The organism is Streptomyces ortus, assembly GCF_026341275.1.
Lineage (GTDB): Bacteria > Actinomycetota > Actinomycetes > Streptomycetales > Streptomycetaceae > Streptomyces > Streptomyces ortus.
In genome coordinates, this window is sequence record NZ_JAIFZO010000002.1 from 4,681,147 (window position 1) to 4,698,242 (window position 17,096).

The following is a 17,096-nucleotide window of genomic DNA, read 5'->3' on the forward strand; positions in this document are numbered from 1 at the left end:
TGGCCGCCCCGGTCACACACCGGGGCGGCTTCGTCACGGCAGTCGTAGCTACAACCGACAGGAGCACCATGGCTACAGGCGAAGGCACAACGGAGCCCACTCGCGACGCCCAACTCGTACGCACACTGCTGGCCGAGGCACGGGAGGAACTGCTGAAAGCCGACAACAAGGCCGGCTTCCTCCTCGCGTCCATGGGCGCCGCATTGACCGCACTGCTAGGTGTGATACTGGGTGGTGCCATAGAACCACGTGGCTACGCCGTCGTCTCGCAGATCCTGCTCTGGGCCGGCTGCGTCACCTGCTTCGTATCCCTCGTCCAGCTCGGTCTGGCCGTGACTCCACGCGTCGGCCGGCCTCACCATGCCCGTGCGCACTACTTCGGTGATGTAAACGCGACGGCGTCTGTCCTTTGCCTCGAAGAGGCCGTGCGACGTACCGACTCGAGGGAACGTGACCTCAGCCAGCTCACCATCCTGTCCCGCACGGTCTGGATCAAATACCGCTGCATCCGCCACGCGATGGCCTGGAGCGCGGCCTTCGTCACCCTCACCTCGCTGGGCATCTTGACGGGCACGCCGACGTGAGCGCACGCATCACGGATGCCGCCGCCTCCACACGGCGTCCGAGAGCTGTTTGGATCCGATCTCCGCCGGCTCCAGCTCCAGGCCGACGGATTGGCACAGGTCGGCGTGGAGTGAAGGGGGAAGTGCGGGTCGAGCAGGACCCGTGCCATCCGGCCGAGCAGCGCCGGTTCACGCCGCAGCGCTGTCCGCAGCTCCGGCGCCAAGCCGCCCCGCGGTGCCCGAGGCTCCCGTACCTCGATGCCGGGGCTGCCCGGTCCGCGGGTGCGTGCCTCCCACACGCCGTCGCTCACCAGGTGGCGGAACGGGTAGGCCGGAGTGGCACTGTTCGGCGGACCGTATTCGGCCAATAGCCGCGGCAGATCCTTCTCCACGACGCTCTACCGCAGTTCATCGGAGGCATCCTGCCGAAACGACCGAGGGCATACAACAACAGCAACGGCTTGTGCAGAGCACGGTCCCCGCTTCTGCTCCACTGCCTCAATTTCGCTGCACGCTCCGGCCAGTCCATGACCGGCGATCGTAGTGGTGCCTGGTGACCACCGGTCGCAGATCCGGCCCGTGATCCAGACCGGTGCCGTGGTCATGGACGGCATCTTCAAGCGGGGCCCCGAGCGGTAGTCACGCAGATAGACACGCATGCAGAAACAGGTGAGGCACCTACGGAGATCCGTAGGTGCCTCACCTGCTGTTTTGGCTGTCGGGGTGGCGGGATTTGAACCCACGACCTCTTCGTCCCGAACGAAGCGCGCTGCCAAGCTGCGCTACACCCCGATGTCGCTGGTGGCTGGCCACTCTCGTGGTGTGCCGTGGCGACGTCGTTTACTTTAGCCCACCGGTGGCCGGAGACGAAATCCGGTTTTCCGGGGCCCGGTGGCGGCGTGGGCCGGGCCTGATGTGGTCCAGGGCGACGAGGAGCACGGCCAGGGCGTAGCAGGCGAGGCCGAGGATCGTGACGTTGCCCAGGACCTCGACGAAGCCGTGCCGGGACACGTCGAGGAAGGGGTAGCGGTAGCGGGCCGGCGTGCCCGGGGGGAGGAGCAGGCCCCGGGTCAGCGTGTATGCCAGGTACGCGACCGGAAGGATCATCCAGGCAGCCGCGCTGTGCAGGCGTAGCGCCCTCGGGCGGGTCAGCAGGAGCCAGTCCAGCGCGACCGCCACCGGGACCACCGTGTGCAGCAGCTGGTTCGTGGCCGCGTGCCAGCCGGTGAGCGTCGCGGCGTCGCTCGTCATGGAGAAGGCGGTCGCGTCGTCGGCCAGGATCAGGTGGTAGAGCAGGCCCGTCCCGACCGCGTACAGCAAGGTGCAGGCGGTGAGGGAGGGGCGGAGGGGGTGGTGGGCCTTCCATGCCCGCCAGGCCGAGACGGTGAACACCCCGGCCACCAGGACGCTGCTCAGGATCGTGGCGTAGCTCAGGACGCGCAGCGGGGCACCGAGGAGCAGGTCGAGTGCCACTCCCGCGGCTGCCGCCAGGGCGATGACCAGGCGGAAGATGGCGACCACGGGGCGGCGTACGCGCGGGACCACGGCGTACGCGGGCACCACGGGGACGGTGGAAGCGGCGGCGGTGGCGGCTATGCCCGGGATCCTGGGTATGTCCGGGATGTCCGCAGGTATGGGAGTGGTCATCCCCTCACGCTAGGAGAGGATGACAAAAGGGGCTAAATCTATTCAACCGGACGGGGGAGGTGAGGGAGAGGCAGGGAAGACGGGGGCTACGCGGAAGTCCGGTCCGTGAGCGTCAGCAGTGTCACCTCCGGCGGGCACGCGAACCGCACCGGCGTGTACCTGCTCGTCCCGCAGCCCGCCGACACATGCAGGTAGGACGTCCGGTCCGACTCCTCCTCCGTGTACGTGGACAGGCCCTTCACCCGGTCGGTGTCCAGGTCGCAGTTGGTGACCAGGGCGCCGTAGAAGGGGATGCACAACTGCCCGCCGTGCGTGTGGCCCGCCAGGATCAGCGGGTAGCCGTCCGCGGTGAACGCGTCCAGCGCGCGCAGGTACGGCGCGTGCACGATGCCCAGGGAGAGGTCGGCCGCGTCGGACGGGCCGCCGGCCACGCGCGCGTACCGGTCGCGCTTGACGTGCGGGTCGTCGAGCCCGGTCAGCTCGATCTCGTAGCCGTCGATCTTCAGCGAGCCCCGGACGTTCGTGAGGTTGAGCCAGCCCGCCGCGTCGAAGCCGTCGCGCAGCTCCTCCCACGGGTTGTGGACGACGTTGACGGCGGGCGCGTTGCCGTTCAGCCCGTGCCGGCCCTGCGTCTTCTCGAAGAGGTAGCGGGCGGGGTTGCGGAGCGTGGGCCCGTAGTAGTCGTTCGAGCCGAAGACGTACGCTCCGGGGAACTCCATCAGGGGGCCGAGGGCGTCCATGACCTCCGGAACGCCCTCGGGGTCCGAGAGGTTGTCCCCGGTGTTGATGACGAAGTCGGGGCGCAGCCCGGCCAGCGAACGCAGCCAGCGCTGCTTCTTGCGCTGCCCGCTCACCATGTGGATGTCGGAGACCTGGAGCACGCGCAGCGGTCGCATCCCGGGAGGCAGCACCGGGACCGTCACCCGCCGCAGTCTGAACGAGCGGGCTTCGAACCCCGCCGAGTAGAGCAGACCGGCGGCACCAGCCGCCGCGATTCCCAGTGGTACTCCGTATCGCGCGCGCATACGCCCATCGTGTCAGACCCTGGACGCCCCGAACCCCACGGACGGCCCACGTACGGCTCATGGGCGGCCCGCAGAGGACTCCTGAGCGGTCCACGAGAGGCCGGCCGCCGAAATACAAGGGCGTTCGCCGCACCGCACCTGCGACAATCGACCCCATGACCACGCTCAAGTCGAAGCTGCAGGCAGACCTCAACGCCGCGATCAAGGGGCGCGACGAGCTCCGCTCCTCGACGCTCCGGCTGACCCTCGCCGCCGTCCAGAAGGAGGAGGTCGCGGGTACGCAGAAGCGCGAACTCTCCGACGACGAGGTGCAGAAGGTGATCGCCAAGGAGGCGAAGAAGCGCCGCGAGGCGGCCGACGCGTTCGCGCAGGGCGGCCGTGCCGAGTCGGCCGAGCGCGAGAAGGCGGAGGGCGAGATCCTCGCCGAGTACCTGCCCAAGCAGCTCTCCGACGACGAACTGCGGCAGCTCGTCGCGCAGGCGGTCGAGGAGGCGAAGGCGGCCGGCGCCGAGGGCCCGCGCGCCATGGGCCAGGTCATGAAGATCGTGAACCCGAAGGTGGCCGGTCTGGCGGACGGCGGTCGCGTCGCCGCGGAGGTCAAGAAGCGCCTCGCGGGCTGAGTTCCGAGCACCGCCAACGCCACCACCACCGCCAACGCCACCACCACTGCCGCCGCCAAGGCCACCACCGCCGGCACCGGCCGCGGTCGTACGCCGATGGGGGCGCCCCCTGAGAACAGGGGGCGCCCCCATCGGCGTACCAGCAGGTGATGGACGTCAGGCCGGTCTACGGCCAGGTGCCCCCGCCACCGTTCCCACCGTTCCCGTTTCCGTTACCGCCGCCGTTGTTGCCGTCGTTGCCGCCGATCGTCCACTCGTCGGGGATGGAGAAGGTCGGCGTGGGGATCTGGGGCGGGCCACCGTCGGTGCCGCCCCCATTGTCATTTCCCCGGTTCTCCCCGTTTCCGCCGCCGCCGTTGCCGTTGCCGTGGTCTCCGTTGTTGCCGTCGCCCCGGTCGCGGTCCTTGTCGCGGTCCTTCTGGGGGTCGGGGATGTTGACGAGGTTGAAGCTCGGGGACTCCTTGCCGGAGAGGGCGCCGGTCATGGCGTCCTTCCAGATCGGTCCGGGCACCGCGCCGCCGAAGACCTTCTCGTGCCACGTCCCGCCGATGGTGATGTTGACCATCTTGACCTTCTGGGTGGCACTGCCGACCCAGACCGCGCCGGACAGGTTCGGCGTGTAGCCGACGAACCAGGCGTTCTTGCGGTAGTCCGTCGTACCGGTCTTGCCGGCGTTGGCGCGGTCGGTGAGACCGGCCTCCTGACCCGTACCGGAGTCGACCACACCGCTCAGCAGCGTGTTGACCGTGTCCGCGGTGGTCTCCGACATCGCGCGCGAGCACGACGACTTCGGAACCGACAAGGACTTCTTCTCACCGCCGAGCTTCTGGCTGATCGACGCGATCGCTACCGGCGTGCAGTACGTGCCCCGGTTGGCGAAGGCGGCGTACGCGCTCGCCATGGTCAGCGGCGAGATACCGGTGGAGCCGAGGGTCATCGACGAGGGCTGCTCGGGCAGCTTGGTGCCGTTGCCCTGCACGACGCCCAGCTTGTCGGTCATGTCCACCACCGGGCACATCCCGATGTCTTCCAGCATCTGCACGAAGTAGGTGTTGACCGACAGCGCCATGGCTTTCTTCAGCGCGTACGGGCCGACCTCCGACTCGTCCTCGTTCTCGACCTTCGCGCCCTCGCTGTTGCGCCAGGTCTTTCCGCCGCACGCCTGGACGCTGTCGGGATACGGCATCTCGTACGGCGCCGGATAGGACTGCGTGACCGGCTTGCCGCCCTCCAGGGCCGCCGCGGCCAGGAACGGCTTGAACGTCGAACCGGTCGGGAAGCCGAAGTTCGAGCCGCCCATCTTCTGGTCGACCGAGTAGTTGATCTCGGTCTCGTTCTTGCCGTAGCCGTACGGCTTCGACTGGCCCATCGCCAGGATCTTGCCCGAACCGGGCTCGACCAGCGTCGAGGCCGCCGCGACCTTGTCCGACTTGTTGACATGGTTCTTGAGCGAGGCCTGGACCGATTTCTGCGCCTGCGGGTCGAGCGTCGTACGGATCGTCAGGCCACCCTGGTTCCAGACCTTGGCCCGGGCCTTCTGCGTCTTGCCGAAGACCGGGTCGGTCAGGAACACCTCACGCACGTAGTCGCAGAAGAAGCTGGAGTCCTTGACGGCCGTGATGCAGCCGTTGTTCGGCTTGCTGACCTTCAGGCCGAGCGGCTTCTTCTTGGCCTCCGCGGCCTCCGCCTGCGAGATGTCGTGCACCTCGGCCATGCGCTGCAGCACCACATTGCGCCGCTTGGTGGCCTCGGCCTCGTCGTTGACCGGGTCGTACCGGGTCGGCGACTGGACGATGCCGGCCAGCAGCGCGGCCTCCTGGACCTCCAGGTCCTTGGCGGACTTGGAGAAGTAACGCTGGGCCGCCGCCTCCACGCCGTAGGCCTGCTGCCCGAAGAACGTGATGTTCAGGTAGTTCTCGAGGATCTTCTTCTTGCCCAGCTCCTCCTCGACCTGGATCGCGAACTTCAGCTCGCGGACCTTGCGGCCGAGGGTCTGCTGGGTGGCCTGGGCGACCTTCGTCGGGTCGTCGCCGGCCTCCTCCACGAAGACGTTCTTGACGTACTGCTGGGTGAGCGTCGAGGCGCCCTCCGAGACGTTGCCGCTCTGCGCGTTCTTGTTGAGGGCGCGCAGGACACCCTTGAGGTCGACCGCGCCGTGCTCGTAGAACCGCGCGTCCTCGATCGCGACGATCGCCTTCTGCATGTACGGCGAGATGTCCTTGAGGTCGACCACCGTGCGGTCACGCGAGTAGACCGTGGCGATCTGACCGCCCTGGTTGTCCAGGATCGTGGTGCGCTGGCTCAGCGGTGGCCGCTTCAGGTTGGCCGGGATCTCGTCGAATCCCTCGACCGAACCCTTGGCCGCGAGACCGAGCGCACCGAACGCCGGCACGGCGATCCCGGCCATGACGGCCCCCGCGAGCACACTGACACCGAGGAACTTGGCGGCCTGTTGCGTGGGAGACAGACCACCGCCCGAGCGCTTCTTTGGCATGAGGGCAGCCTACGTTCTCATTCGCCGGACACGCGTATAGGCGTTGGCCTAAGCTGCTCTCAACTGTCACAGCAGTAGGACCACGTATCAATACGTCCGGCGACCCCGAATCGTCTCGGTCTTCACTCGACTTTTTTGTTGAGGGCGTGTCCGAATCCGCCTCATGTGTCAGCCGACGTCCGTTGTGACGCAAGTCAAGTGCCCCGGTCTGCCGGGAAAGTCACGTATGTCGTCGGGTCACTCCGTTGGGTGATCTGTCGCGTACCCATAGTCCATTCGGGCCATTCAAGATTGGGCCCGAAGGGGCTGGTTGACTGTGCCCACCTTCCGTAACGTCCTGAACTGGTGGCGGTGAATATGCCGCTGCCGCCGTGGGGGAGCCTCGATTCGGGAGAGGACGGCGCCGGTATGGGCTGGGTAACCGACTGGAGTGCGCAGGCGGCCTGCCGCACTACCGATCCGGATGAACTGTTCGTTCAAGGAGCAGCGCAGAACCGGGCGAAGGCGGTGTGCACCGGATGCCCGGTGCGCACGGAGTGCCTGGCCGACGCGTTGGACAACCGCGTCGAGTTCGGCGTGTGGGGAGGGATGACGGAGCGGGAGCGCCGCGCACTGCTGCGCAGGCGACCAACCGTCACCTCTTGGCGCAGGCTGCTCGAAACCGCGCGTACCGAGTACGAGCGGGGGGCGGGAATCCTGCCCCTCGACGAGGAAGAGGTGTACGAGAACTACGCAGCGGTGGGCTGACCGGGATCCGCCCACCTGGCGGACTCACAGCGGTTCCGTATGCGCCCGACACAGGCGCGAGCGGCTCCCTCGGGCTCAGAAACCTCCGGGTCGTGCTCAAGACCCTCGGGTCGTGTTCAAGAACCCTTCGGGTTGTGTTCAACAACCTTTCGGGTCGTGTTCAAGGCTCCTTCGGGTCGGGCTCAAGAACCTCCGGCCGGCGTGATGTCGGCCGCGAGCCGGTCCCCGATGTGCCGCAGCCCCGCGAGGTCGTGCACATCGCCGGGCAGCGCGGCCACTTCGGCCACCGCCACCTCGGGGTGGAGCGCGGTGAAGCGATCACGTGTGCGCTGCTCGCGGGAGAGCAGTTGCATACGTTCGGCGTGCAGCCTCAGCAGGCCTGCGGTGAGTTGATCGACGGTGCGGCCTTCCGTGCTGCTGTCGTCGCGGTCCGGGGTCTCGGGGTCCACGGTGTCGCGGTCGTCGTCCGTTCCTGCTCCGTCGGCACTGGTCCGGTCCGCGGCGGGGGAGCCTGCGTCGGATGAGGGAGCCTCGGGAACGGCGGTCTTCGAAACGCCGGTCTCGGTAGCGGGTGATTCTGAACTGCCGTACGTGTCGGGAGAGTTACGAAGTCCAGCTTTCCCGCCCACCTGATCCACAATGCGGGCCTCGGCAAGATTTTCCGCGGCGGCGAGTGCGCGCTCGGCGGACAGCCGGGTGGCGCCGCTGCCGTGGACCCGGTTCAGCACGAGACCGGCGAGCGGCATCTCCTCCGCGGCCAGCCGTTCCACGAAGTACGCCGCCTCGCGCAGCGCGTCCCGCTCCGGGGCCGCGACGACCAGGAACGCCGTACCGGGCGCCTGGAGCAGTTTGTACGTGGCGTCCGCGCGCGTACGGAAACCACCGAAGGTGGTGTCCATGGCCGCCACGAACGTCTGCACGTCCTTCAGGAGCTGACCGCCGAGCAGTTTGCCGAGGGTGCCGGTCATCATCGACATCCCGACGTTCAGGAACTTCATCCCGGCCCGGCCGCCCAGCTTCGCCGGCGCGGTCAGCAGCCGGATCAGCTTGCCGTCCAGGAACGAACCGAGCCGCTTCGGGGCGTCCAGGAAGTCGAGGGCCGAGCGCGAGGGCGGCGTGTCGACGACGATGAGGTCCCACTCCTCGCGCGCCCTCAGCTGCCCCAGCTTCTCCATCGCCATGTACTCCTGTGTGCCCGCGAAGCCGGCGGAGAGCGACTGGTAGAAGGGGTTGTTCAGGATCGCGGCCGCCCGCTCGCGGTCCGCGTGCGCCTCGACGATCTCGTCGAAGGTGCGCTTCATGTCGAGCATCATCGCGTGCAGCTCGCCGCTCGCGGAGTCGTCGATGCCCTTCACCCGGCGCGGAGTGTTGTCGAGCGCGTCGATGCCCATCGACTGGGCCAGCCTGCGCGCCGGGTCGATGGTCAGGACGACCACCTTGCGGCCACGCTCGGCGGCCCGCAGTCCCAGCGCCGCCGCGGTGGTGGTCTTGCCGACGCCGCCCGCGCCGCAGCAGACCACGATGCGGGTCCCGGGGTCGTCGATCAGCGCGTCGACCCCCAGGACGGCGGCGGACGCGGGATCGATCGCGCGGGCGGATCCGGGTGTGCCGGTGGAGCCGCGCTTGCCGGTGGCTCCGGAGGCGCCGGAGGCTCCGGGTGTGCTGCTGGCTCCGGGCGCGCCTGCGGCTCCGCCTTTGCCGGCGGGTTCGCGGGCAGAATCGTTTGCGCGGGCGGGGTCCTGACTCATGAGATCCCTTGCTGACGCAGTTCCTTGGCGAGTTCGTACAGGCCCGCGAGGTCCATTCCCTCGGCGAGCAACGGGAGTTCGTGCAGCGGCAGCTCCAGCCCATGGAGCACCGCACGCTGCTCACGCTCCAGCGCGTACCGCTCCGCGTACTCCTCCGCCTGGTTCAGCAACGGCTCCACCAGGCGCTCGGCGACCCCGCCGCGGCGCGCGCCGCCGAGTCCGGCGGCCGACAGCGACTTGGCGACGGCCGTACGCGGCGCCTCGCGCGCGAGCTCCAGGTCGGCCTCGTCCAGGATCGCGGGCCGCACCATGTTCACGATGGTCCGCCCCACCGGCAGCCGCGCGGCACGCAGCTCCGCGATGCCGTCGGCGGTCTCCTGGACGGGCATCTCCTCCAGGAGCGTCACCAGGTGCACGGCGGTCTCGGGCGACTTGAGCACCCTCATCACGGCCTGCGCCTGATTGTGTATCGGGCCGATCTTGGCGAGCCCGGCCACCTCGTCGTTCACGTTCAGGAAGCGGGTGATCCGCCCGGTCGGCGGCGCGTCCATCACCACGTAGTCGTACGCGAACCGCCCGCGCTTGTCCTTGCGGCGTACGGCCTCACAGGCCTTGCCCGTCAGGAGCACGTCCCGCAGGCCCGGCGCGATGGTGGTCGCGAAGTCGATGGCGCCCAGCTTCTTCAGGGCGCGGCCCGCGCCGCCGAGCTTGTAGAACATCTGGAGGTAGTCCAGAAGGGCCAGCTCGGGGTCGATGGCGAGTGCGTACACCTCCCCGCCACCGGGAGCGACGGCGATCTTCCGCTCCTCGTAGGGCAGCGCCTGCGTCTCGAAGAGCTGCGCGATGCCCTGTCTGCCCTCGACCTCGACCAGAAGGGCACGTTTGCCCTCGGTCGCGAGGGCGAGCGCGAGTGCTGCGGCGACCGTGGTCTTTCCGGTACCGCCCTTGCCGCTGACGACCTGAAGCCTGCTCACGTCTTCGAGCCTAATTCCTCACTGCGCGGTGCGGTGGCCGTGGGGCCCTGCTTCGCATACGGGTGCCCAGGGAGCGCGCTGCCCAGTCATCGGCCAGTCATCGGCCCGGTCGTCGGCCGGGCGGCGGGCGGAGGGCCGGGGAGGGCCGGGAAGGGCGGGCCGTGCCAGCGGATACAGTCGCCCCCATGACCAAGTGGGAATACGCAACCGTGCCTCTGCTCGTCCACGCCACGAAGCAGATTCTGGACACCTGGGGCGAGGACGGCTGGGAGCTCGTCCAGGTCGTGCCCGGGCCGAACAACCCCGAGCAGCTCGTCGCCTACCTGAAGCGGGAGCGGGCCGCGTGAGCGCTGTCGAGGCGAAACTGGCCGAACTGGGACTGACCCTGCCAGCCGTCGTACCGCCGCTGGCCGCGTACCAGCCCGCCGTACGGTCGGGTGTGTACGTGTACACGGCCGGCCAGCTCCCGATGGTGGACGGCAAACTTCCGCTCACCGGCAAGGTGGGCGCGGAGGTCACCCCGGAGGAGGCCAAAGAACTGGCCCGCACCTGCGCGCTGAACGCCCTCGCGGCGGTCAAGTCGGTCGCGGGTGACCTCGACCGCATCGCGCGCGTGGTGAAGGTCGTCGGCTTCGTCGCCTCGGCGGCCGACTTCACCGGCCAGCCCGCCGTCCTGAACGGCGCGAGCGAGCTCCTGGGCGAGGTCCTCGGGGACAAGGGCGTGCACGCGCGCAGCGCGGTCGGCGTGGCGGTGCTGCCGCTCGACGCGCCCGTGGAGGTCGAGATCCAGGTGGAGCTGACGCAGGCGTAGACCTCTCCGGAGGGAGCGATCGTCGCCTCTCGAACATCAGCTCACTCCGGGATAGCCTCCGCCCATGGCGAATGGGCAGTGGTACCCCCCGGAGTGGCCCGAGAGGATCCGCGCTCTCTCGGAGGGCACGCTCACACCGGTCGTCCCCAGAAGGGCGGCCACCGTCATGCTGCTGAAGGACACCGGCCCCGAGCCGGCCGAGACCACGGACCCTGAGCCCGCCGAGCACACCGGCCGCGAGCGCACCGGCTCCGAGGCGCTCAAGGGCACCGGCACCGGCTCCGGGGGGTCCGGCGGCTCCCGTCCCGCCGTGCACATGCTGCGCAGACGCGCCTCCATGGCCTTCGCCGGAGGCGCGTACGCGTATCCGGGCGGCGGGGTGGACCCCAGGGACGACGACCACCACGTCCGCTGGGCGGGCCCCACGCGCGCGTGGTGGGCGTCCCGGCTCGGCGTCGACGAGGCCTCGGCCCAGGCGATCGTCTGCGCGGCGGTCCGCGAGACGTACGAGGAGGCGGGCGTCCTGCTCGCGGGCCCGGCCCCGGACACCGTGGTCGGCGACACCACCGGGGAGGACTGGGAGAGCGACCGGGCGGCCCTGGTCGCCCGCGACCTCTCCTTCGCCGAGTTCCTCGACCGCAGGGGGCTCGTGCTGCGCTCCGACCTGCTGGGTGCCTGGACGCGCTGGATCACCCCGGAGTTCGAGCCCCGCCGCTACGACACCTTCTTCTTCGTGGCCGTCCTCCCGGCGGGCCAGCGCACCCGGAACGCCTCCACGGAGGCCGACCGCACCGTCTGGATCCGCCCCGCGGAGGCGATGGACGGCTACGACAGGGGCGACCTCCTGATGATGCCGCCCACCATCGCGACCCTGCGCCAGCTCGACGCGTACGGGAGCGCCGCCGAGGCCCTCGCCGCGGCGCCCGGGCGCGACATGACACCCGTCCTCGCACAGGCCAGGCTGGTGGACGGCGAGCTGGTCCTCAGCTGGCCGGGCCACGACGAGTTCACCAAGCACATCCCGACCGGTGGAGCCTCCGCATGACCGACGCCGCAGCACTTCCCGGCCAGCCGCGCGGCGGGGTGCTCTCGGGCCCCGCCACCCCGCGCGCCGTCAACGTCCTCGCCCCGAACGCCTCCGCGATGACCCTGGACGGCACGAACACCTGGATCGTGGCCGAGCCGGACTCCGAACTGGCGGTGGTGATCGATCCGGGGCCCCTGGACGACGTACACCTGCGTGCCGTCGTGGACGCCGCCGAGAAGGCCGGCAAGCGGGTCGCGCTGACCCTGCTGACGCACGGGCATCCGGACCATGCCGGGGGCGCGGCGCGGTTCGCCGAGCTGACGGGCACGAAGGTACGGGCGCTCGATCCGGCGCTGCGGCTCGGTGACGAGGGCCTGGCCGCCGGGAACGTGGTCACGACGGGCGGCCTGGAGCTGCGGGTCGTACCGACGCCCGGACACACCGCCGACTCGCTCTGCTTCCATCTGCCCGCCGACCGGGCCGTGCTGACCGGCGACACGGTCCTGGGCCGGGGCACCACCGTCGTGGCCCACCCCGACGGGCGGCTGGGCGACTACCTGGACTCCCTGCGGCGGCTGAGGTCCCTGGCGGTCGACGACGGCGTGCACACGGTCCTGCCGGGCCACGGGCCGGTCCTGGAGGACGCCCAGGGGGTCGTGGAGTTCTACCTGGCCCACCGGGCCCACCGCCTCGCCCAGGTCGAGACGGCCGTCGAGGACGGCTACACCAGCCCGTCCCAGGTCGTCGCCCACGTCTACGCGGACGTCGACCGCTCCCTGTGGCCGGCGGCGGAGCTGTCGGTACGGGCACAGCTGGACTACCTCAAGGAGCACGGGCTCATCGGGCGGGAGTGAGCCGGGCCGGGGCGCGCCGGTCCGCTACGGGCGCGGTTTCTTGACGCCGTGCACGCGCGCGTACTCCGCGGCGAGCCACGGCCCGAGGTCGTCGACGTACGACCGCAGGACGTCATGGTCACCGACCGGCTCCCGGCCGAGAACGGCGGCCTCCCGCAGCTGGGCGGCCCGCCGCGGATGGCCGCCCTCCGGGTAGTACGCGGCGAACACCTCGGCCATCTCCGCCAGATCGCTCGTCCAGCCGTTCCAGCGGGGCATGACGAGGGTGAAGCCGGTCCGGACGAGGTGGCGGGACATGTAACGCACCAGGGGCCGCAGGGCCGCCTCCGCCGGGCCGCCCGCCCCGGTGCCCTCAACGGCTCCGGCGATCCGCTCGCGCCAGCGCGGGAGAAGCAGTGCGAGGTCGCCGTTCGTCTCGCGGGCGAGGAGCGTGCCGGGCCGGTAGCGCGGCAGCTCCTCGGCGAGGTCCTCGCCCAGCAGCGGTGTACAGAGACACGCGACGAACCACCCGAGGTCGTGCCTCTCCAGCTCGCTGAGCACCTGCGCACGGCCGACCAGCAGCGTCCCGGCCCCGTCGATCTCGGTGAACTCCTTGTCGAGGGCCTCGTCGAGTGTGCGCGCGTCCGCCCGGTCCGCCTCCGTGGGTTCCTCACGCAGGGCCAGCAGCAGGTCGAGATCGGAACGGCCCACGCGCGCGGTCCCGCGCGGAATCGACCCGTAGAGGTACGCGCTGTGCAGCCGGGCCCCGAAGACGTCCGGCACCCGCTCGCGGGCCGCGGCGACCACCGGCCGGAACGCCTCCGGTACGCGACCGGGGGAGCCTTCGCGCTCGATGTACCCGAGGGCGTCGAGCCCTCTCTTCGCGGCCATGGCACCACTGTGCCGGGAGGCAGCGGCGGCGGCATGCCGTTTTCGACCCCGAAAGCCGGGAGGCCGTGCCGTGACGCCGAAGGGCCCCGCCGTTCGGCGGGGCCCTTCGGTAAGAAGTCGTGAGGTAGCGCTGACGCGAGCCCCGTGACGACGGCTAGCGCGAGCGCTTCGCGAGGCGCTCCACGTCCAGCAGGATCACCGCGCGGGCCTCCAGGCGGAGCCAGCCGCGGCCCGCGAAGTCGGCGAGCGCCTTGTTGACCGTCTCGCGGGAGGCGCCGACCAACTGGGCCAGCTCTTCCTGCGTCAGGTCGTGCACGACGTGGATGCCCTCCTCGGACTGCACGCCGAAGCGGCGCGAGAGGTCCAGGAGCGCGCGCGCCACCCGGCCCGGTACGTCGGAGAAGACCAGGTCGGACATCTGGTCGTTGGTCTTGCGCAGCCGCCGGGCGACGGCGCGCAGCAGGGCCGCGGCCACCTCGGGGCGTGCGTTCAGCCAGGGCTGGAGGTCGCCGTGGCCGAGGCCCAGCAGCTTCACCTCGGTCAGCGCGGAGGCGGTCGCCGTCCGCGGGCCCGGGTCGAACAGCGACAGCTCACCGATGAGCTCGCCGGGGCCGAGGACGGCCAGCATGTTCTCGCGGCCGTCGGGTGAGGTGCGGTGCAGCTTCACCTTGCCCTCGGTGACCACGTACAGGCGGTCTCCGGGGTCGCCCTCGTGAAAGAGCGCGTCACCGCGTGCGAGGGTCACCTCACTCATGGAGGCGCGGAGCTCCGCGGCCTGCTCGTCATCGAGCGCCGCGAAGAGCGGGGCGCGCCGCAGAACGTCGTCCACGAGTTCTCTCCTTGTCGACCTGCTCAGGGGATCTTGGTCCCGGTGTACCAGGGGTCCGTGTTCCCCGTTTTGCTGGACGGTCCAAACAGTGTGATCAGTCACAAGTCTGCCGCACCGGCGTGTCCGACAGTGCGGCAGGGGGCCAATTGGGGGCTGATGGATGGTGGCCGGGGCAGATGTCAGTGGTGGGCTTTAGGCTGGCCGGGTGTCCAAATCGCCGGTGAGAGCACAGGCCAAGGGGGCTGGGCGCGTGGGTGTACGTCGTGATTCCGCTGTGGGCGAACAGGGTTCCGGTGGAGCGAGGAAAACGACAAAAGCGGCGGGGTCGCGACCGGCGACGACCGCGGCGGGAGCCGCCGGGAAGGCCGCGGGGGTCGCCGCCTCGGAGATGGCCGCGGCCGCGAAGAAGGTCGCGGTCGCCAGGAAGGCCGCCGCCGCGAAGAGGACCGCCAAGGAGAGCGCGAGGAAGACCGCGCCCACGAGGACGTCCGCCAGGACGCCCACCAAGGCGCCGGCGAAGAGGCCCGCACCGGGCGTGAAGGCCGCTGCGGCCAAGAAGCCCGGGTCGGCGGTGAAAGCCGCCTCGGCCAAGAAGTCCGTACCGTCCGTCAAGGCCGCTTCGGCCAAGAGGTCCGCACCAGGTGGGAAGGCCGCTTCGGCCAAGAAGCCCGCACCTTCCGTGAGGGCCGCCGCGACCAAGAAGTCCGCGTCGGCGGTGAAGGCCGTGAGGTCCGCGTCCGCCAGGAAATCCGCGCCCCCGCAGAAGTCCGCAGCCATCGAGAAGGCCGGGCCCGCCGAGAAGGCGGTGCCTGCCGCGAAGCCCGTCCGTGCGAGGAAAACCGTGCCCGCCAAGAAAGCTGTGTCCGGCAAGAAGGCCGTGCCGATCAAGAAAGCGGCAACCGTCAAGAAGGCCGTGACCGTCAAGAAGGCCACCGCCGCCGCGAAGGCCGCGCCTGCCGAAGAGTCCGCGCCGGGCAAGAAGGCCGGGCCCGCCAAGAAGGCCGTGTCGGCCAAGAAGGCCGTGTCGGCCAAGAAGGCCGCGCCCGCCAAGAAAGCCGTCGCCGGCGACGTGACCGCCGGTCGCGTCGCTCCCGCCAAGCCGCCTCGCGACGAGTCGCACACGGCTCTCGTCCGGCGGGCCCGGCGTATCAACCGCGAGCTGGCCGAGGTGTACCCGTACGCCCACCCCGAGCTGGACTTCGAGAACCCCTTCCAGCTCGTGGTCGCCACCGTCCTGTCGGCGCAGACGACCGACCTGCGGGTGAACCAGACGACACCGGCGCTCTTCGCGAAGTACCCCACGCCCGAGGACCTGGCCGCGGCGAACCCGGAGGAGGTCGAGGAGATCCTGCGCCCCACCGGGTTCTTCCGGGCCAAGACCAAGTCGGTCATGGGCCTCTCCAAGGCCCTGCGGGACGACTTCGGCGGCGAGGTGCCCGGCCGCCTCGAAGACCTGGTCAAACTGCCTGGCGTCGGCCGCAAGACCGCCTTCGTCGTCCTCGGGAACGCCTTCGGCCGGCCCGGCATCACCGTCGACACCCACTTCCAGCGGCTCGTACGACGCTGGGAGTGGACCGCCGAGAAGGAGCCCGACAAGATCGAGCGGGCCGTCGGCGAGCTCTTCCCGAAGAGCGACTGGACGATGCTGTCGCACCACGTGATCTTCCACGGCCGCCGTATCTGCCACGCCCGCAAACCCGCCTGCGGCGCCTGCCCCATCGCCCCGCTCTGCCCGGCGTACGGGGAGGGCGAGACGGACCCGGAGAAGGCGAAGAAGCTCCTGAAGTACGAGAAGGGCGGCTTCCCTGGCCAGCGCCTCAACCCTCCGCAGTCCTACCTGGACGCGGGCGGTATCCCGGCCCCGCCGCTCGGAGCGCCCGCCACCGCCCCGCCCGCCACCGCCCCGCCCGCGCCCGCCGGTCCCGATTCGCCCGCGCCCGGTTCCACCGCGCCCGCCCCGGGTTCACCCTCGCGTGGCACCGGATGACGGAACGATCTGCGGCGTCGCGGGCGTTGAGAGCAGCAGAACGGGGGTGGCGATGACGCGCACGAGCCATACGCACGACCTGCAGGACGGCACACCCGACCTGCGGCACGGCACGCACGACAGGCGGTACGGCGATCTGGCCCTGACCAAGGCCGGGCTGCCCGGCTGGCTGGACCCGGTGGTCCGCGCCGTCGAGACGGTCCAGCCCCGCCAGCTGAGCCGTTTCCTGCCGCCTGAGGACGGCGCCGGACGCCAGTCGGCCGTGCTGATCCTGTTCGGCGAGGGCGAGCGCGGCCCCGAGCTGCTGCTCATGGAGCGCGCCACCTCGCTCAGATCGCATGCCGGACAGCCGTCCTTCCCCGGGGGATCCCTCGACCCCGAGGACGGCGACCCGCAGGCCGACGGGCCGCTGCGGGCCGCCCTGCGCGAGGCCGAGGAGGAGACCGGGCTCGACCCCCGGGGCGTCCAGCTCTTCGGTGTGCTGCCGAAGCTCTACATCCCGGTGAGCAGCTTCGTGGTGACCCCCGTCCTCGGCTGGTGGCGTGAGCCGACACCGGTCGACGCGGTCGATCCGAACGAGACCGCGAGGGTGTTCACGGTGCCCGTGGCGGATCTCACGGACCCGGCCAACCGTGTGACGGCGGTCCACCCCAGGGGTCACCGAGGTCCGGCATTCCTGGTCGAATCGGCCCTGGTGTGGGGCTTCACAGCCGGAATCATCGACCGTCTGCTGCACTACGCCGACTGGGAGCGTCCCTGGGACCAGGACAAGCAGGTCCCGCTCGACTGGCGCGCATGACAGGGTGGCCTCTGTGCTGTGTCCTTCCGGGGGGATCTCCGTCTCCCTGTCGCTGTGCGGCGGGCCGGCCCCCCGGCCAGGACGTGGCTACCGCAAAGTGA

The 17,096-nt window shown here is 70.3% G+C and carries 17 protein-coding genes, 1 tRNA gene and 1 pseudogene; 9 read left to right on the forward strand and 10 right to left on the reverse strand.

Going from position 1 to position 17,096, the window contains the following annotated elements:
• Nucleotides 1–68 precede the first annotated feature (68 nt).
• Entirely contained in the window at nt 69–584 is a 516-nt protein-coding gene (locus tag K3769_RS24070) for a Pycsar system effector family protein (RefSeq protein ID WP_267028428.1), read from the forward strand.
• A 54-nt stretch (nt 585–638) separates the two neighbouring features.
• Here the strand turns inward: K3769_RS24070 and K3769_RS24075 are convergent.
• The 4 genes and pseudogenes from K3769_RS24075 to K3769_RS24090 form a co-directional block, all read right to left on the reverse strand.
• Nucleotides 639–1,092: pseudogene (locus K3769_RS24075) on the reverse strand (phosphorothioated DNA-binding restriction endonuclease family protein); the annotation flags it as partial.
• Between the two features lie 189 nt (nt 1,093–1,281).
• Nucleotides 1,282–1,355 (reverse strand) — tRNA-Pro (locus tag K3769_RS24080).
• Between the two features lie 48 nt (nt 1,356–1,403).
• Nucleotides 1,404–2,210, reverse strand: coding sequence for a Pr6Pr family membrane protein (locus K3769_RS24085; RefSeq protein ID WP_308216394.1), 807 nt, complete (start codon nt 2,208–2,210; stop codon nt 1,404–1,406).
• A gap of 86 nt (nt 2,211–2,296) precedes the next feature.
• Nucleotides 2,297–3,235: a metallophosphoesterase gene (locus tag K3769_RS24090; protein WP_267028429.1), complete on the reverse strand. Its 939-nt coding sequence runs from the start codon at nt 3,233–3,235 to the stop codon at nt 2,297–2,299.
• Nucleotides 3,236–3,390: 155 nt separating this feature from the next.
• Here K3769_RS24090 and K3769_RS24095 point away from each other — a divergent pair, with 155 nt between their 5' ends.
• A complete protein-coding gene (locus tag K3769_RS24095; RefSeq protein WP_267028430.1) occupies nt 3,391–3,855 on the forward strand; it encodes a GatB/YqeY domain-containing protein in 465 nt (154 codons plus the stop codon).
• A 166-nt stretch (nt 3,856–4,021) separates the two neighbouring features.
• Here the strand turns inward: K3769_RS24095 and K3769_RS24100 are convergent, their stop codons facing one another.
• On the reverse strand, nt 4,022–6,349 hold the full coding sequence (locus tag K3769_RS24100; RefSeq protein WP_267028431.1) for a transglycosylase domain-containing protein: 2,328 nt from the start codon (nt 6,347–6,349) through the stop codon (nt 4,022–4,024).
• A gap of 408 nt (nt 6,350–6,757) precedes the next feature.
• Here K3769_RS24100 and wblA point away from each other — a divergent pair, with 408 nt between their 5' ends.
• Entirely contained in the window at nt 6,758–7,096 is a 339-nt protein-coding gene (gene wblA / locus K3769_RS24105) for a transcriptional regulator WblA (protein ID WP_055515737.1), read from the forward strand.
• A 182-nt stretch (nt 7,097–7,278) separates the two neighbouring features.
• Here the strand turns inward: wblA and bagB are convergent, their stop codons facing one another.
• Together bagB and bagA are read right to left on the reverse strand one after the other, a co-directional pair.
• Entirely contained in the window at nt 7,279–8,844 is a 1,566-nt protein-coding gene (gene bagB / locus K3769_RS24110) for an ATPase BagB (protein ID WP_267028432.1), read from the reverse strand.
• Nucleotides 8,841–9,818 carry an ATPase BagA gene (bagA, locus tag K3769_RS24115; RefSeq protein ID WP_267028433.1) on the reverse strand — a complete coding sequence of 326 codons (978 nt, stop codon included), beginning with the start codon at nt 9,816–9,818 and terminating at the stop codon, nt 8,841–8,843. The genes bagB and bagA overlap by 4 nt, the downstream gene beginning before the upstream one ends.
• Nucleotides 9,819–10,003: 185 nt before the next feature.
• On the opposite strand from bagA, the gene sp36 reads away from it, so the two are divergent.
• The 4 genes from sp36 (at nt 10,004) to K3769_RS24135 (ending at nt 12,510) form a co-directional block, all read left to right on the forward strand.
• Nucleotides 10,004–10,165: a Sp36 family protein gene (gene sp36, locus K3769_RS24120; protein WP_107018142.1), complete on the forward strand. Its 162-nt coding sequence runs from the start codon at nt 10,004–10,006 to the stop codon at nt 10,163–10,165.
• On the forward strand, nt 10,162–10,629 hold the full coding sequence (locus K3769_RS24125; RefSeq protein WP_267028434.1) for a RidA family protein: 468 nt from the start codon (nt 10,162–10,164) through the stop codon (nt 10,627–10,629). The genes sp36 and K3769_RS24125 overlap by 4 nt, the downstream gene beginning before the upstream one ends.
• Nucleotides 10,630–10,693: 64 nt before the next feature.
• Nucleotides 10,694–11,674, forward strand: coding sequence for an NUDIX hydrolase (locus K3769_RS24130; protein ID WP_267028435.1), 981 nt, complete (start codon nt 10,694–10,696; stop codon nt 11,672–11,674).
• A complete protein-coding gene (locus K3769_RS24135) occupies nt 11,671–12,510 on the forward strand; it encodes an MBL fold metallo-hydrolase (protein ID WP_267028436.1) in 840 nt (279 codons plus the stop codon). The genes K3769_RS24130 and K3769_RS24135 overlap by 4 nt, the downstream gene beginning before the upstream one ends.
• 24 nt (nt 12,511–12,534) lie before the next feature.
• On the opposite strand, the gene K3769_RS24140 is transcribed toward K3769_RS24135, so the two are convergent.
• From K3769_RS24140 to K3769_RS24150, 3 genes are all read right to left on the reverse strand, one after another.
• Entirely contained in the window at nt 12,535–13,380 is an 846-nt protein-coding gene (locus tag K3769_RS24140; RefSeq protein ID WP_267028437.1) for a nucleotidyltransferase domain-containing protein, read from the reverse strand.
• Nucleotides 13,381–13,534: 154 nt separating this feature from the next.
• Entirely contained in the window at nt 13,535–14,209 is a 675-nt protein-coding gene (locus tag K3769_RS24145; RefSeq protein WP_016642758.1) for a Crp/Fnr family transcriptional regulator, read from the reverse strand.
• A 192-nt stretch (nt 14,210–14,401) separates the two neighbouring features.
• Nucleotides 14,402–15,097 carry a hypothetical protein gene (locus K3769_RS24150; RefSeq protein WP_267028438.1) on the reverse strand — a complete coding sequence of 232 codons (696 nt, stop codon included), beginning with the start codon at nt 15,095–15,097 and terminating at the stop codon, nt 14,402–14,404.
• On the opposite strand from K3769_RS24150, the gene nth reads away from it, so the two are divergent.
• Nucleotides 15,087–16,196: an endonuclease III gene (gene nth, locus K3769_RS24155; protein WP_372515020.1), complete on the forward strand. Its 1,110-nt coding sequence runs from the start codon at nt 15,087–15,089 to the stop codon at nt 16,194–16,196. The two genes, K3769_RS24150 and nth, sit on opposite strands and share 11 nt — an antisense overlap.
• A gap of 52 nt (nt 16,197–16,248) precedes the next feature.
• Nucleotides 16,249–16,995, forward strand: a complete 747-nt coding sequence (locus tag K3769_RS24160) for an NUDIX hydrolase (protein WP_267028439.1) — start codon at nt 16,249–16,251, stop codon at nt 16,993–16,995.
• The last annotated feature ends 101 nt before the right edge of the window (nt 16,996–17,096 follow it).

Coding starts and splice junctions, on each gene's coding strand:
- K3769_RS24140 (WP_267028437.1), bottom strand. CDS start 13,380: ATGGCCGCGAAGAGAGGGCTCGACGCCCTCGGGTACATCGAGCGCGAA.
- K3769_RS24070 (WP_267028428.1), top strand. CDS start 69: ATGGCTACAGGCGAAGGCACAACGGAGCCCACTCGCGACGCCCAACTC.
- bagB (WP_267028432.1), bottom strand. CDS start 8,844: ATGAGTCAGGACCCCGCCCGCGCAAACGATTCTGCCCGCGAACCCGCC.
- K3769_RS24135 (WP_267028436.1), top strand. CDS start 11,671: ATGACCGACGCCGCAGCACTTCCCGGCCAGCCGCGCGGCGGGGTGCTC.
- K3769_RS24100 (WP_267028431.1), bottom strand. CDS start 6,349: ATGCCAAAGAAGCGCTCGGGCGGTGGTCTGTCTCCCACGCAACAGGCC.
- K3769_RS24095 (WP_267028430.1), top strand. CDS start 3,391: ATGACCACGCTCAAGTCGAAGCTGCAGGCAGACCTCAACGCCGCGATC.
- K3769_RS24160 (WP_267028439.1), top strand. CDS start 16,249: ATGACGCGCACGAGCCATACGCACGACCTGCAGGACGGCACACCCGAC.
- wblA (WP_055515737.1), top strand. CDS start 6,758: ATGGGCTGGGTAACCGACTGGAGTGCGCAGGCGGCCTGCCGCACTACC.
- K3769_RS24090 (WP_267028429.1), bottom strand. CDS start 3,235: ATGCGCGCGCGATACGGAGTACCACTGGGAATCGCGGCGGCTGGTGCC.
- K3769_RS24085 (WP_308216394.1), bottom strand. CDS start 2,210: ATGACCACTCCCATACCTGCGGACATCCCGGACATACCCAGGATCCCG.
- sp36 (WP_107018142.1), top strand. CDS start 10,004: ATGACCAAGTGGGAATACGCAACCGTGCCTCTGCTCGTCCACGCCACG.
- K3769_RS24130 (WP_267028435.1), top strand. CDS start 10,694: ATGGCGAATGGGCAGTGGTACCCCCCGGAGTGGCCCGAGAGGATCCGC.